Annotated in this window: 10 protein-coding genes; 7 read left to right on the top strand and 3 right to left on the bottom strand. The window is 48.4% G+C overall.

Annotation, left to right across the window (positions count from 1 at the left end):
* Positions 1-7: 7 nt before the first annotated feature.
* A complete protein-coding gene (locus DWX84_RS03995) occupies positions 8-1,051 on the bottom strand; it encodes a virulence RhuM family protein (RefSeq protein WP_048927237.1) in 1,044 nt (347 codons plus the stop codon).
* 168 nt (positions 1,052-1,219) lie between these two features.
* Here DWX84_RS03995 and DWX84_RS03990 point away from each other — a divergent pair, with 168 nt between their 5' ends.
* Together DWX84_RS03990 and DWX84_RS03985 are read left to right on the top strand one after the other, a co-directional pair.
* Positions 1,220-6,754 (top strand): alpha-2-macroglobulin, encoded by a 5,535-nt coding sequence (locus DWX84_RS03990; protein ID WP_048927238.1) that lies wholly within the window; start codon positions 1,220-1,222, stop codon positions 6,752-6,754.
* Positions 6,755-6,966: 212 nt separating this feature from the next.
* Positions 6,967-7,338, top strand: a complete 372-nt coding sequence (locus DWX84_RS03985; protein ID WP_005862667.1) for an RNA-binding protein — start codon at positions 6,967-6,969, stop codon at positions 7,336-7,338.
* Between the two features lie 28 nt (positions 7,339-7,366).
* Here DWX84_RS03985 and DWX84_RS03980 read toward each other — a convergent pair whose 3' ends face one another.
* A complete protein-coding gene (locus DWX84_RS03980) occupies positions 7,367-8,293 on the bottom strand; it encodes a helix-turn-helix domain-containing protein (RefSeq protein ID WP_048927239.1) in 927 nt (308 codons plus the stop codon).
* Positions 8,294-8,524: 231 nt separating this feature from the next.
* Between DWX84_RS03980 and DWX84_RS03975 the strand changes: the two genes are divergently transcribed.
* Positions 8,525-10,738, top strand: a complete 2,214-nt coding sequence (locus DWX84_RS03975) for an outer membrane beta-barrel family protein (protein WP_048927240.1) — start codon at positions 8,525-8,527, stop codon at positions 10,736-10,738.
* 171 nt (positions 10,739-10,909) lie between these two features.
* Here the strand turns inward: DWX84_RS03975 and DWX84_RS03970 are convergent, their stop codons facing one another.
* Positions 10,910-11,143 carry a hypothetical protein gene (locus DWX84_RS03970; RefSeq protein ID WP_005862659.1) on the bottom strand — a complete coding sequence of 78 codons (234 nt, stop codon included), beginning with the start codon at positions 11,141-11,143 and terminating at the stop codon, positions 10,910-10,912.
* 121 nt (positions 11,144-11,264) lie between these two features.
* On the opposite strand from DWX84_RS03970, the gene DWX84_RS03965 reads away from it, so the two are divergent.
* The 4 genes from DWX84_RS03965 to DWX84_RS03950 all read left to right on the top strand — a co-directional run bounded on the left by DWX84_RS03965 (position 11,265) and on the right by DWX84_RS03950 (position 15,748).
* Positions 11,265-13,604 (top strand): ATP-dependent helicase, encoded by a 2,340-nt coding sequence (locus tag DWX84_RS03965; RefSeq protein WP_048927241.1) that lies wholly within the window; start codon positions 11,265-11,267, stop codon positions 13,602-13,604.
* Positions 13,605-14,017: 413 nt separating this feature from the next.
* Complete coding sequence (nspC, locus tag DWX84_RS03960; RefSeq protein WP_048927242.1) at positions 14,018-15,157, top strand: carboxynorspermidine decarboxylase; 1,140 nt, start codon at positions 14,018-14,020, stop codon at positions 15,155-15,157.
* A 20-nt stretch (positions 15,158-15,177) separates the two neighbouring features.
* A complete protein-coding gene (locus DWX84_RS03955) occupies positions 15,178-15,417 on the top strand; it encodes a hypothetical protein (protein WP_005857256.1) in 240 nt (79 codons plus the stop codon).
* Positions 15,407-15,748, top strand: a complete 342-nt coding sequence (locus tag DWX84_RS03950) for a type II toxin-antitoxin system RelE/ParE family toxin (protein ID WP_048927243.1) — start codon at positions 15,407-15,409, stop codon at positions 15,746-15,748. Before DWX84_RS03955 ends, DWX84_RS03950 begins: the two co-directional genes overlap by 11 nt.
* Positions 15,749-15,763 lie beyond the last annotated feature (15 nt).

The following is a 15,763-nucleotide window of genomic DNA, read 5'->3' as shown; positions in this document are numbered from 1 at the left end:
TTGCTATTTATGTATTATCGGGATTGAAATCTGTCGGGAACAAGGTCTCGCTATCGAAACGGTCAAAATCCGATTGGAAGAGACGGTCTTGAATGACCCGATACTTCTCGAACTCGGCTTCTGCGAAAGCTTTGGCTAATTCGGCTGTCACCTTGCCGGCGTTGGTCAATAAGTCATTACCTCCGGCTTCGAGTATCAGGTCGATACGTTTTGCCCAGTCTTCCATGGTCATGGGTATATGTCGTTTAGCCATGCGCTCTGCCATATCCAGAACTGCGTTGACTAAATGTCCCATGTCGTCCAACTCCATCTCGTTAAGGTAGTTCTTGGCAATGGCCACATCTGTTTTTACGATCTTCCCTTTAGGCGCATTTTCCCATGTGATCAGTCCCATATGTTCTTTTTCCGAGTTGGCTCGGTTCACGATTAACTCGGCGGCGGTATGACCGTGTACGGCATAATGTATCTTATTTTGTACCTTTTGGAAAAAGAGGCGGGTGGTTGGTGCGTCACGATTATAGTCAATAGCGGTAGCATAGATATCGGTCAACTTTTGGTAAAAGTGACGCTCGCTTAACCGTATCTCCCGTATCTCGGCTAGTAGATGTTCAAAATAATCTTCACCGATGAAAGAGCCGTTCTCCATACGCTTCTTGTCTATCACATAACCACGGATAGCGAATTGACGGATGACCGATGTGCACCATTGGCGAAATTGTGTAGCACGAACGCTGTTTACACGATAACCGACAGAAATGATCGCATCAAGGTTATAAAACAATGTTTTTCGGGATACTTGCCGTCCGCCCTCGATTTGAACTACCGAGAAAAACTCGGTAGTTGAATCTTTCCGTAATTCACCGGATGTAAAGATGTTCTTTAGGTGTAATCCGATATTGTCTGTAGAGCAGTCAAACAGGGTAGACATCGCTTTCTGCGTGCACCAGATGGTTTCGTTATGATACATTACCTGTATGCCATCTTCCTTACCTTCTAGCATGAAGATAAGGAATTCCGCCGTGCTATTTCGAATTTCGAATTTCTTCGCCATATACTTTTCTTTCCTCTTGTTTAGCGACTCCTGTACTTCTTTGGTGGCATACTGGTCGCTCCATATTTAAGACAAATGTACGAAAATTATCAGTTTGTCTGAAAGTATAGGAGAGAAATCCTTCTATTTATGTACATTTGTGGATTAACCATTTAAACATTCATGTGTATGATACGGTCTATCGGTTTATTCTGCGTACTTTGTCTCTTGTCTATCTTGACAAGTTGTCATACGACAAGCTCCACGGATCAAGATCTCCCCCCTTATAATCCGAATGTAGAGGCGTTTACTACCGGGAAGATTTCCCGGTATTCTCCCGTTTACCTGATCTTTAATCAAGAGATCCCGGCGGATCGATTAAAGGCGGACCGATTGGGGAAACTCGTGCGCCTCAAGCCCGATGTGCCGGGGAAATGGGCTTTCGAGAATAACCGGACGTTGGTATTCAAGCCGGAGAAAGGCTTTGAGCGAAACACCTCTTATCAGGTGAACGCCGATTTGTCCGAATGGTTTGAGGCGGAAGGTAAGGATAAGTGGTTCGCTTTTGGTTTTACCACGCTCCCTTTAGCCCTTCGGGGGAATCTGGAATCGATGGATATCAACAAGAAAAACGAGAATGGGTACGATCTGACCGCCGTGCTTTTCACGCCGGATAAGGAATCTCCGGAGACCGTGGAGTCGTTGGTGGATTTCTCGGAGAAGGTAGACGCTACTTGGCAACACAGCCCGGATGGAAAGAAACATGAGGTGACCTTATTCAATGTCTCCGCCGGGATGGAGGGGGAACGGACACTCAAGCTTTCCGTATCTTCTAATAAACTAGGCGTGGAAAAGGCCGATGTCGTGACAGTGAGCGTTCCGGATCAGAATGATTTCTCGGTGTACGACGTGACGTATGTGTCCGAGCCGGAGCGTTACGTGGAGGTCGCTTTCACGAAGTTATTGGATGTGGGCCAAGATATGAGAGGCTTGGCCTTTATCGCCGAGAATACGTCGGAGACCGTAACCGTGGACGGAAACAAGCTACGCCTATATCCGGATGCCGATTTGTGGCAAAAGGGCGTGATGAATATCCACCTGAACCAAGGCATCCGCAGCAAGAGCGGCTTGAACCTGAAAGAGGCTGTCGTGCGTCAAATAATCCTAGATGAGCAGAAACCCGGTGTCCGTTTTATCGGGAAAGGAGTGATCATCCCGCAATCCACGCAATTATCCGTTCCTTTCCAAGCGATTTATTTGCGAGGGGTTACGGTGAGCGTTATCAAGATATTGGAGCAGAATATCGGTCAGTTCCTGCAATCGAACAACTTGGATGAGTCCGGGGAGCTGATGCGTGTCGGACGCTTGATCGCCCGTAAGACGATCTTCTTGGATGAGGAGGGTCTTGACCTGTCCCGGTGGAATACGTTTGCGGTCGATTTAAAGCGGTTGATCGAGCCGGAACCGGGCGCTATCTACCGTCTGGAGCTTTCGTTTGACCGGCCTTTGTCGGCCTATCCTTGCGGGAATGATACGGTGAAGATCTCGAAGGAGCAGATCTTGGCCTCGGACGAGATCCGTTTCAAGGAAGAGTCCGCCCGTTTTGACGAGGGAGCGTATTATTACCGTCAATACGATTGGTCTAGTTATAATTGGAAAGAATGGAACGATCCTTGCTCGGATAGTTATTACTTTAATAAGGTAGAGGGAAAGAATATCTTGGCTACCAATTTGGGACTGGTCGCCTTGATGGGGCAGGATAATGATATGACCGTGTTGGTGCATAATATACAGAATACGGAGCCGGAGCGAGGAGTTACGGTTACCGCCTATAATTACCAACACCAAGCGTTGGCCTCGGGCACGACCGATGACAAGGGACAGGTACGGCTGGATCTCTCCTCGGGACGTCCGTTCTACCTGATCGCCTCACAGGGAACCCAACGTTCCTATCTGCGGGTGGATAACGGATCGGCTCTCTCGCTCAGCTCGTTCGATGTATCGGGCGAGGTCGTCCAGAAAGGGATCAAGGGCTTTATCTATGGTGAGCGAGGCGTATGGCGTCCGGGTGATACGTTGCATCTGGGTTTTATGCTGAACGACCGGGCGAAGCAATTGCCGGCAGAGCATCCGGTGGTGATGGAGCTGTACAACCCGTTAGGGCAAATGTATGCCCGTAAGACGCAGACCCGTGGCGAGCTGGGGCTTTACGCCTTCGATTTCGTTACTGAGGCGGACGCTCCTACAGGCGCTTGGAACGTGAAGGTACAAGTGGGTGGTGTCTCTTTCTCGAAGCGCTTACGCATCGAGTCCATCAAGCCAAACCGCCTGAAGATCGCCTTATCCATGCCGGAGAAGACCTTGTTGCGTGGTGAGCCTATGGATGCCCGCCTGCATGTGGAATGGCTGCAAGGAGCTATCGCCCGTAACTTGAAATATGATATACAAGGAACCTTTATCGCTACCCCGACTACCTTCGAGGGCTATAAGGGTTTCTATTTCGACGATCCTTCCCGTGTATTTAATACGGAAGAGAGCAAGCTGATCTCCGGCGTTACCAATGAGCGGGGCGATGCCACGGTACAAGCCCGCTTCGAGCTGGGTTCTACCGCTCCCGGAATGTTGCAGGCAAACCTAGTGACCCGGGTCTATGAGGAATCCGGAGATTTCAGTATCGACGCGGACCGGATGCTTTACTCGCCTTATCGCCGGTATGCCGGTATCAAATCTCCGCAGAAAGATAAGGAACAACTAAATACCGGAGCCAATTATACCTACGAGGTCGCTTCTGTTGATTATTTAGGGAAACCGCAAGCGAATACGGAATTAGACGTGAAAGTATATAAGGTCTATTGGTATTGGTGGTGGGATTCCAACAGTAGCGGTCTGGCCAATTACGTATCGGATTCCTACAATAAGCCGGTAAAGACATTTACCGTCCGTACGGATGGGGACGGCCGGGGTACGTTCCAGCTCTCTTTCCCGGATAAGGAGTGGGGAACGTATTTCATCTCCGTGAAAGATAAGGAGAGTAAGCACTCTACGGGAGTGATGAGTTATTTCGACTGGCCTTATAACGAGGGCCGACGTAACACCGATGGCAGCGAGTCCGCCACGATGCTTAGTTTCAAGACCGATAAGGATAGTTATACGCCCGGCGAGAAGATGGTAGTCACCTTCCCCTCTACGAAAGGAAGCCGTGCGATTATCAGTATAGAGAACGGCGTGCGTGTCCTTTCCTTGACGGAACATACGTGCGAGGATAAACAAACGACCGTGAGACTGGATGTGACGAAAGATATGCAGCCGAACGCTTACGTCTATATCACCCTTTTGCAGCCTCATGGCATCACGAAGAACGATTTGCCGATCCGCTTGTATGGCGTGGTCCCGTTCACGGTAACTTCTCCGGAGAGCCATCTGACTCCGGTTATCCAATCTCCCGCCGAGTTGAAACCGGATGCCTCTTATACCGTCTCCGTCTCCGAGAAGAATGGAAAGGAGATGGCTTACACGCTGGCGGTCGTGGACGAGGGCTTGCTGGACCTGACCCGTTTCCGTACGCCGGAGCCTTGGAAGGCGTTTAACGCCCGGGAAGCGTTGGGCGTGAATACATGGGATTTGTATAACTACGTGGTTGGCGCTTACGGCGGCCGTATCGAGCAATTGTTCAGTATCGGCGGCGACGATGCGCTGAACAAAGGCCCGAAAGCGATCGTGAACCGCTTCAAGCCCGTGGTGCGATTTGACGGCCCGTTCTTGCTGAAGAAGGGGAAGACCGCCCGGCATACCTATCAGATGCCGAATTATAACGGGCGTGTCAAGATCATGGTGGTAGCCGGAAACGGGGAGGCTTATGGACATGCCGATAAGAGCGTGATGGTACGTAAGCCCGTAATGCTGCTAGGAACCTTGCCCCGGGTGATCGGCGTGGGCGAGGAGATGGTAGTACCCGCTACGGTATTCGCTACCGAGGATGGCGTAGGGGCCGTGAATGTATCTATCGCTTGCAGCTCGAATATGGAAGTGGTCGGCGAGGCGACGAGGAGCTTGAGCTTCGAGCGGAAAGGGGATCAGCAAGCCTCGTTCCGTATCCGGGTGAAGAAGAACCCGGGTATCGGGAAGGTAACGATAACCGCTACGGGTAAAGGGGATAAATCCGTTTATGAGACGGAACTGGAGATCCGTACGGTACGCCGCCCGCAAGTGAAAGTTACCGCCGCTACCTTGGAGGCCGGCAAGTCTTGGAAAGAGACGGTTGCGATGCCGGGTGCCACGGGTACGAACCAGTTGACTTTGGAAGTGTCGGATATCGCCCCCGTGAACTTATCCTCACGTCTATCTTATTTGTTGGGTTATCCTCACGGATGTCTGGAACAGATCACCTCGAAAGGATTCCCGCAGCTTTATATCTCCTCGTTTACGGATTTGACCCCTCAACAGGCGAAATCCACGGAGGAGGCCGTGAAAGAGGTGATCCGCCGTCTGCGCTCTTACCAGACCGTAGATGGGGCTTTCGCCTATTGGCCGGGTGGAACGAGCAGCAATGGCTGGGGTACGGTTTACGCTACTCATTTCTTGCTGGAAGCCTCGAAGAAAGGCTACTTGGTTCCCGAGGCCATGAAACAAAGCGTATTGAATAATCTACGCTGGGTAGCCCGTAATTGGAAGCCGGCTACCTCTTATTATATGGATTCGGAAGAGACTACCCAAGCCTATCGCCTGTATGTATTGGCTTTGGCCGGGTCGCCGGAGATGGGTGCCATGAACCGCTTGAAAGAGATGAAAGACTTGGCCTCCATGAGTCGCTGGTCGCTAGCTTCCGCCTATGCCTTGGTCGGCCGTGAGGATGTCGCTCAAGACTTGATCAGTAAGACGACGGCTCTTCCTTCCGGTTATTCCGAGTATGACGAGACGTTCGGCAGTGATGTCCGGGATCAATCCATCCAGTTAATGACGCTTTGCTTGTTGGATAAAGGCAAGGAGGCCGCTACTTTGGTGGAAGAATTGTCCAAACAGCTTTCTTCGGATGATTGGTTGAGCACACAATCTACGGCATTCGCTTTAGTTGCCTTGTCGGACTACCTAGCTAAATATCGGGTAGACGGGGCCATGGATTTCACGTACGCTTGTGGCGGAAAGGATGGACAGGTGAAAACGGATAAGAATATATGGTCCGAGACCTTATTGGATAAGGCGGGAACCTCGGCGAGCGTCGAGTTGAAGAACACGGGTAAATCTACGCTCTTCGCCCGTATTATAACCGAGGGAATACCGGAGCAGGGAGAGGAAAAAGCGTATGCGAATGGTGTCTCGTTGGCGGTTAGCTATGTGGACTTGAACGGACGTCCGGTCAATGTCGCCCAATTGGAGCAAGGTACGAATTTCTCCGCCGTGGTTACGGTAAAGAACCCTTCGGCCCGGGGATATAATAATTTGGTATTATCGGAGATCTTCCCTGCCGGATGGGAAATACTGAATACCCGCTTCCTGAATGGAGCTGCTACGGACAGCCTGACCGCCGGAGTGAATTATCAGGATATTCGTGACGACCGTGTTTATAGTTATATAGACCGTCTGCCGGCAGGCAGTCAAGTGACCGTGAAGATCAATCTTTGCGCAGTCTACCCGGGTCGCTTCTACTTGCCTCCGGTGTATTGCGAGGCGATGTACGATTATTTAATCCGTGCGAATACCGCGGGACAAGAAGTTACCGTATTCTAATTTCGTGGGGGGCGGGCAGACCCCGCCCTTATATTTTTTCGAAATTTATTGGATTTATAGTTGTATGCTCGAATAAAACCATTACATTCGCAGCATATTTGAGATTGATTTAAGTTAGTATTAGAAAGTATTGGCTCACAACTTGATTTGTTAGGTAAACTTTTTTAGTCGACATACTCAGCTCAATTAACCATTTAATTAAAGTTTACAAAATGAATCTTTACATTTCAAATCTAAGTTACAACATCTCTGATGAGGACTTAAGACAGTTATTTGCTGATTACGGTGAGATTACTTCAGCAAAAGTTATTATGGATAGAGAAACCGGCCGTTCAAGAGGCTTCGGTTTCGTTGAGCTGAGCGATGATGAGCTAGCTAAAAAGGCTATCGAGGAGTTAAACCAAGCAAGTTATGACGGCAAAGTCATCAATATAACAGAAGCCAGACCTAGAGAGGATAGAGGCGACAGAGGTGGTCGTTTCAATAACAACAGAGGTGGCGGTTACGGTTCCAACAGAGGCGGTGGCTATGGCTCTAACAGAGGTGGCGGTTATGGTTCTAACCGGGATGGTGGAAGATATTAATTCTATCTAGATAAAAAGGAAAGAGCGATCAGAGATGGTCGCTCTTTTTTATTTCAAGCGCATAAGCTCGTCCTCTGTCTGTCGTGATCTTTAGGTTACTGTTTTCCTCCACTAAAGGCCGTAGCCTTCGGATCAAGGTGTTCAAGGTCTCGTCGGCGTTGATCTTTCCCGGCCATAAGCTCTCGCAGATATCCGAGCGGTTCAAGATATGCGTAGGCGATAGGAAAAACATCTCCATCAAGGCATATTGCTGAGGGGTGAGTTTTAGTTTCTCCTCATTCTCCTTATAGAAGGAGGCGGTCTCGCAAGAAAGGTTCAAATTACCGAAAGAGATGGTCTTTTCCGGATGGATAGGCTGAGGCATTATCAGTTCCTTTCTATAGCGTTTGAGCAATAGGGGCAGGATAGCGGATAAAAAGGCAAGCCCGAGGAATAGGCCGGGCAAAGATTTGTCCGATAGCCCGATAACCGCAAGGGTGGAGCAATTGGCGTACCCTTGGAATGAGATCCCGATATGATCCGTGGCAGTATTGGGGCTGTTCGCTATGGATGAAGCCCAGATAATCGTATCGCTGGCGATATAATATTCGTTGAGTTTCTTGTTGGTATTAGCGGGAGCGTTTTCGGTTTGAGGATCTTTATTGAGTACGTGGATCACGATTCCCGTTTTCTTCTTGTCGGGCGTATAACTCAATGCGTCGGAAAAGTCCTTGTTATAACTTTCTATGGATACCGGATTGCCGAAAAGCTTGGATAGATTGGCATAGGTGCGTATGGAATCTTGGCTCATCCATAGGTGGGAGTTTTGCAGGATCGTTTGTTGCAACGCTTGATTCAAGTCTGTCACGATCGTTTTCTTGGCTTCCGTATAACTATGGAAACCGAAGCTGAACGAGAGGATCAGCATTAAGGAGGTACCCAAAACGGATAGATTGGCCGATAGTCGTGTATTCATTATTCGCTAGATTAGAATTAACATAAAAAGAACGCTCGAAGGTACTAAATATTATAGAAGGAAAGTATCCTTTTCGATAGGATTCGGGATGAAATAGACCTAAATCCTGCTAAATGACCGGATGTCATGGAAATGTCATGGAAATGTCAGCTACTTATCCGGCGATTATTTACGTTGTTGTTGTCTGTTGCCTCTACTTTTGCCCGAAAACAAATCAAATAAGATACGGATATGAAAAGATTTCTGATGATGATGGCCTTGATAGGGCTTGTGGGAAACTGGAACTCGACGTTGACTGCCCAACTCGTCTCTCCCGATTCATTGTATTTGAACGAGGACTTGCCCGAGATAAACATTGTCGCCGTGAAACCCTTGATAAAGGCAGAGGCGGATAAGACTACTTACAGTATCGCCGAGGACCCGGATTCCCGAACCTATACTTTGCTGGAGATGTTGCGAAAAGTCCCTCTAGTGACCGTGGATGGCGAGGATAACGTGAAGGTAAACGGACAATCCAGTTTTAAGATTTATATGAACGGGCGTCCCTCGAATATGTTCTCCAATAATCCCAAGGAGGTCTTGCGTAGTATCCCCGCCAGCATGATCAAGAAAGTGGAGGTGATAACAGATCCCGGTGCCCGTTACGATGCGGAGGGTGTCAGCGGAATCTTGAATATCGTGACGAAAGGAGCGGAGTTCGAGGGATATAACGCGAGTATAAACACTACGGTGATGAACTTATTTAAGAGTGTCGGTGGTTTCGCTACGCTGAAATATGGCCGATTATCGCTTTCCGGAAATTATACGTTTAGCCAACAATCGTCCGAGAGCGAGTCGGATTATCTCCGTACTCAGTCGGGAGACGGTGCGAAGCTCCGGATGCTCTCGGACGTAGACGTGAAATATCCGGCCCATTATGGAAGTCTGGAAGGCAGTTTCGAGATCGATACATTGAATTTGATCTCCTTGTCCGGAAACTTGAATATCGGAAACAGCAACTCTATTTGGAATAGCCATTATAGCAGGTTTGATAAAGAGGGGGAAGAAATCTATGCTTATAACGAGGATATGAGTAAGAAGAACGAATGGGGTAGTGCCTCCTTAAAAGCGGATTATCAGCGTTTATTCAAACGAAATAAGGAAGAGATGCTAACGCTTTCCTATCAGTACGATTATATCCCGAACGATATTTATAGCGTGTTTCATGATAAGGACAAGATGGGCAATGTCTCGTTACCCCAACTGGAGGCCGATTATACCCGGCAAATCAGTCATGCCCGCACCCATGAGCATACGGCCCAGCTTGATTACGTGAATCCTTTTACAAGTACGCATTCCATCGAGGGCGGTTTGAAGCTGATTCGGCGTAACAGTACGAGCCACGCTACTTCGGAGGTAAAGGAGTTGGGTGAGGGTGTCTGGTTACCCGCTGATTTACAACCTTTGGTGGAATATCGGCATGTGCAGAATATAGGCTCCGCCTATGCGGGATATGGATTTAAGTATGGTAAATGGAGCTTGAACCCGGGCATTCGTATGGAACATACTTGGCAGGACGTGACTTATAAACAAGGCGAAGGCAAGGATTTTAATTATCGTGTAACGGATTGGGTTCCTTCTTGGACCTCCGCTTTCCGCTTGGACGACCGGAATTTGTTTCGCTTGGCTTACAACTTACGTTTACGTCGCCCGAATATCAGCTATTTGAATCCTACGGTGTTCGTGTCTGGGACCTCTATCTCGTATGGAAATCCGGGATTGGTATCGGAGAAACATCATCGTCTTTCGGCGTCATACAGTTATTACGGAACGAAATTGAATGTGCAGGCTTCCGTGCTCTGCACCTTGGGAAAAGGGGTGATTGATGAGTATCTGTTCATTGATTCGGCGAATGTGGTGAATAGTACGTATGATAATCTCGTGGACGTGAAAGCAGCGGGAGGAAACCTTTATCTAAGCTATAATCCTTCGCCCCGGACAAGCGTGTCGCTGAACAGCATGTTGCATTATCTGGATTTACGGGCGCAGGAGGGGAATGAGGTTTACGATACGGATGTGCGTAATTCCGGCTTTTGTGGCTCTGCTTTTGTCGATTTCTCGCAGAAGTTTAAGTACGGGTGGCGTTTTGTCCTGTCGGGTGGATACGTGCGCTCCGAGCCGAATGTGGGGATGGACTCGTACGGCTTTTATTTTTACGGCTTGAGTGTGGTAAAGAGCTTCTTGAATGATAAATTGACTTGTACGCTGCGGGCGCAAGATTTTCTGGGAGATCATAAGACGATACAGATTAACGAGCGATATCCGGACTTTCATATCCGGCAGACCGAGCGTATGTTTAGCCGTGGTTTCGGCATCGCTATCAGCTACCGGATCGGTGATTTAAAAGCGAGCGTGAAGAAGGCGGGGAGGAGCATAAGGAATGATGATCTGTTGGACGCTAAATAAAGAAGATGGTGTGCCATGATCCACAATATGGCACACCACCTACGGTATCATAACTCATCCAACCATTTCTTGCCGGGCTTTGTGTAAAGCCAAGCTAAGAAGATAGCGGCTAAAATGGTAACAACGAGCATCAACACTGTCAATCCATTTAAATCTTTTATCATAATCATATTATTTTAATATTCTATTTCCAACTCGGGCTAATAGGTAAGTACCTAAAATCCCTATATTTAACATACCCCAATTATTAATGTCGCCGATGTCTTTTGCTAATAGGAGCATTTCTCCTAATACCATCGTCGTAAACATTAATTTAGCCAAGTCAAAAAAGAACTTCCCTAAAGTCTCCCTTCGGACCTTGTCCCGTTCTTTCCTCATTGTCTGTTGTCTCTCCCAATTTCCCATAGTCTCTTGTTTTGGTTAATACTACTGATTATATGCAGGCAAATGTATATATTATCGGCGACCTGCCCAACTTTTTTATGTGGAATCGCTTATTTTCCCTAATTTTGTATCCCTAAAACGGATGAATGTGGAAGAGTATTTGAATCAACTGAATGAGAGCCAGCGGGAAGCGGTGGTTTACAATGAGGGGCCATCCTTGGTCGTGGCCGGGGCTGGCTCCGGTAAGACTAGGGTACTGACCTATAAGATCGCTTATTTATTGCAATTGGGATTGCCTCCCTATAGTATCTTGGCGCTGACCTTTACCAATAAGGCGGCCCGGGAGATGAAAGAGCGTATAGCGGCCATCACCGGTGAGCAAACGGCCCGTCGGCTATGGATGGGAACGTTCCATTCCATCTTCTCCCGTATTTTACGGAACGAGGCGGAGCATATCGGTTATCCTTCCAATTTCACGATTTATGACGCCGCTGATTCCAAGAGCTTACTGAAATCCATCATCAAGGAAATGCAATTGGACGATAAGGTGTACCGCCTAGGAATGGTGCAGAGCCGGATCTCCAACGCGAAGAACTCCTTGATAACTTATACGGCCTACGAGCAAAATAAAGAGCTCGTGGAAAGCGATATGAATGCCAAGGTCCCCTTGCTTCGGGAAATCTACAAACGTTACCAGAGCCGTTGCCTGCAAGCGGGAGCGATGGATTTCGACGACTTGTTGCTGCAAACCAATATCATGTTCCGGGATCATCCGGCCGTCTTGGAGAAATACCGGAACTTCTTCCGGTATGTATTGGTGGATGAGTATCAAGATACGAACTTCGCCCAACACTTGATCGTGCAACGGCTTTGCGAGAGACACGGCCATATCTGCGTGGTAGGGGATGACGCCCAGAGCATCTATTCTTTCCGAGGCGCTAATATAGATAATATCCTGCAATTCAAGAATCTTTATACCGGTTGCCGTATCTTCAAGCTGGAACGGAATTACCGTTCCACCCAGAATATCGTGAACGCCGCCAATAGCTTGATCGACAAGAATACACGTCAGATACCCAAAACGGTCTATTCCGAGAAGGAGGCGGGCAACAAGGTGAGTGTTTTCACCTCGTACTCCGATTATGAGGAGGGCTACACCGTAGCCGCCCGAATCAACGAGATGCACGGGATATTAGGGAAATTCTCGTATGCCGATTTCGCTATCCTGTATCGTACCAACGCCCAGTCCCGTATCTTGGAAGAGGCGTTGCGAAAGCGGGGCATCCCTTACAAGATTTACGGCGGTTTGTCTTTTTACCAGCGGAAAGAGATCAAGGACGTGATCTCTTACTTCCGCCTGATCGTGAACCCGCACGACGAGGAGGCCTTGAAGCGAATCATCAATTATCCCACCCGGGGAATCGGGGATACGACGGTAGGTAAGCTTGTCGGTGCCGCTACCGAATACGGGGTAAGTCTATGGACCGTGCTTCAAGCCCCCTTAGAATATTCGCTACCGATAAATAACGGTACAGCTAAGAAACTGAGCGATTTCCGTAGTTTGATTGAAGTTTTCATTGAAGAGAATAAAAAACTCTCCGCAGAGGAATTGGCTACCTTGGTGGTGAAGCGTAGCGGCATCGTTTCCGACCTGTTTCAAGACCGTTCCGTAGAGGGCGTGAGCAAGCAAGAGAACTTGCAGGAGTTGCTGAAAGGTATCGCCGAGTTTTGCGAGATCCGGCGTGAGGAGGGCATGGAGCAAGTCGCCATGTCCGACTTTTTGGCGGAGGTATCCTTGCTCACCGATCAAGATAACGATAAAGAGGAAAACTCCGATAAGGTCACGATGATGACCGTACATGCCGCCAAGGGATTGGAATTCACGAATGTTTTCGTGGTAGGCTTGGAGGAAGACCTATTCCCCTCGTCCCTATCGAAAGATAACCCGAGAGCGGTAGAGGAGGAGCGTCGTTTGTTCTACGTGGCGATTACCCGTGCGGAGCAAAATTGCGTATTGAGCTATGCGAAGAGCCGCTATCGTAACGGGAAGACGGATATGTGTACGCCCAGCCGTTTCTTGAAGGATATAGACGCTAAGTATCTGGATATGCCTTCGGATGCCGGCGCTTCAGATGCATTCGCCTCGGCCCGTGAACGCTACGGGCGCCCGGCTTTTGCCTCTCCATTCCGGCAACCAAGGGCGGTTGAGGATGATTTCGTGTCGCCGGTGAAGCAAGCGGCACAGCGTCAAGGGCATCTTACGAAGTTAAAAAACACGATGGAATCGTCCTTTTCGGCGGCTCCGGCCACGGATGCCTCTGTTTTGAGGGTGGGCCAGAAGGTCAATCACGACCGTTTCGGCGATGGCGAGATCGTCTCGATGGAAGGTGAGGGAGGTGATGCGAAAGTGACGGTCGCCTTCAAGAATTTCGGAGAAAGGCGACTTTTGCTTAAGTTTGCCAAACTCAGCGTGTTAGGCTAAGTGCGTTTTTGCTCGAATTCATTTTCGAATGCCGAATCGAACACTGCTTTTTGAAGCTAAGTCGTTGGATTTTAATGATTGGCAGAAAAGGAAAGGTTTATTTTCGAATGGGCTTTCGAACTCACTTTCGCATCATATAAGATATAAATAGATATTATAATAAAAATATAAAGAATAGAGGCAAGATGCCTCCTTTCTTTTTTTTCGATTAAAAAGAGAATGAAAAGAACCCAGAAATACTATAGTGCTTGTGCCCAAGTACTATAGTATTTGTCTACGAACACAGTAGTATTCGCAAGTTAACACAACTGTCTTTTTTCTGCGACATATTCAATGAATTACCCCGATAATAGTTGTAATATCAGAATGTTTTTCTTATATTTGCATGTTAATATGAAATATTGAGATACAGCATGATAGACATCAACAAGATACCCTCGCCTTGCTATGTGATGGAGGAGAAATTACTGAGAAACAACCTGTCCTTGATCAAGAGCGTAAAAGAACGTGCGGGAGTGAATATCATATTGGCTTTTAAGGCTTTCGCTTTATGGAAAGCGTTCCCGATCGTACGTGAGTACATTCCTTTTTCGACAGCAAGTTCTAAATTTGAGGCCCAGTTGGCCTTCGAGGAAATGGGAAGTCCGGCGCATACCTATTCCCCGGCTTATACGGAGGCTGATTTCCCGTTGATCTTGAGATACAGTAGTCACGTTACGTTCAACTCGCTTTCTCAGTTCCATCGTTTTTATCCGATGGTGCGGGCGGATGGTAACCGGGTGTCTTGTGGGTTGCGGATCAATCCGGAATACTCGGACGTGGAGACGGACTTGTATAATCCTTGTGCCCCGGGTTCCCGGATGGGGGTGACCGGCGACTTGCTGGGAGACACGTTGCCGGAGGGTATCGAGGGGCTGCACTTCCATACCTTGTGCGAGTCCACTTCCTATGATCTGGAGCGGACGCTGGCCGAGGTGGAGAGGCGTTTTGGCCGTTTCCTGCCTCACGTCAAGTGGCTGAATATGGGAGGTGGTCATTTGATGACCCGTAAGGATTACGACGTGGAGCATTTAATCGCTTTACTGAAAGGCTTTAAGGAGAGATATCCGAACTTGGAGTTGATCATGGAGCCGGGTAGCGCCTTCGCTTGGCAGACCGGGTTCTTGCTGACAACCGTGGTGGATATCGTGGAGAACCACGGTATCAAGACGGCGATTATCGACGCCTCGTTCACCTGCCATATGCCGGATTGCTTGGAGATGCCCTACAAACCGGCTATCCGTTTCGCTACGGATGCCGTGGAAGGGAAACCTACCTACCGGATCGGGGGAAATAGCTGTTTGAGCGGTGATTATATGGGGGATTGGTCGTTCGATAAGCCTTTGGCGATCGGCGACAAGCTGATTTTCGAGGATATGATCCACTACACGATCGTGAAGACGAATATGTTCAACGGCATACCGCACCCTTCCTTGGCCCTTTGGAACAAGGACGACCAGCTGGTGGTGTACCGTACGTTCGGCTATGAGGATTATAAGAACAGGATGGATTAAAAACAAGCAAAGGGAGGAATATGACCATGACAGCGAATGAGTTGAAATATACATACATGGAAGAAGCCATGAGTATCTTGGATAATGAGGAGCTTATGCGTAAGGCTTTATCGCTCTTGCGGAACTTAAAAGAGAAGACCTTCTCGCCTGCCAAGCGAAGCGAGCGGGAGGTGCTGGAAGAGGCTTTCCAGAGCGTAAAAGACTTGAAGGCGGGAAAAATAACCTCTCGCCCATTGGAGGATCTATTGAATGAGTTATAAGATTGAGGCATTACCGCCCTTCGCTAAGGAGGTGAAATATTTGGCGAAACGATATAAGTCGTTGAAAGAAGATATCCTAAGGTTGAGGGACGAACTGCTGGAGAACCCTTTGTCGGGAACGGATTTGGGAGGTGGCCTCCGTAAGGTCCGGATGTCCATCCGTTCGAAATCACAGGGCAAGAGAGGGGGAGCTCGGGTGATAACTTTTACGGTACTTGTCAGCGTTGATGAAGGAACAATTTTTCTTGTGACGATGTATGATAAGAGCGAGATTGAGTCTATGTCCGTTAAGGAGATCCGGAAACTACTTGATAAGTGTGATTTGAAGTAAATAAAAACAGAAACA

Source organism: Parabacteroides sp. AF21-43 (assembly GCF_003635435.1).
Taxonomy (GTDB): Bacteria; Bacteroidota; Bacteroidia; order Bacteroidales; family Tannerellaceae; genus Parabacteroides; species Parabacteroides distasonis.
This window is presented reverse-complemented; position numbering and strand designations above follow the sequence as displayed.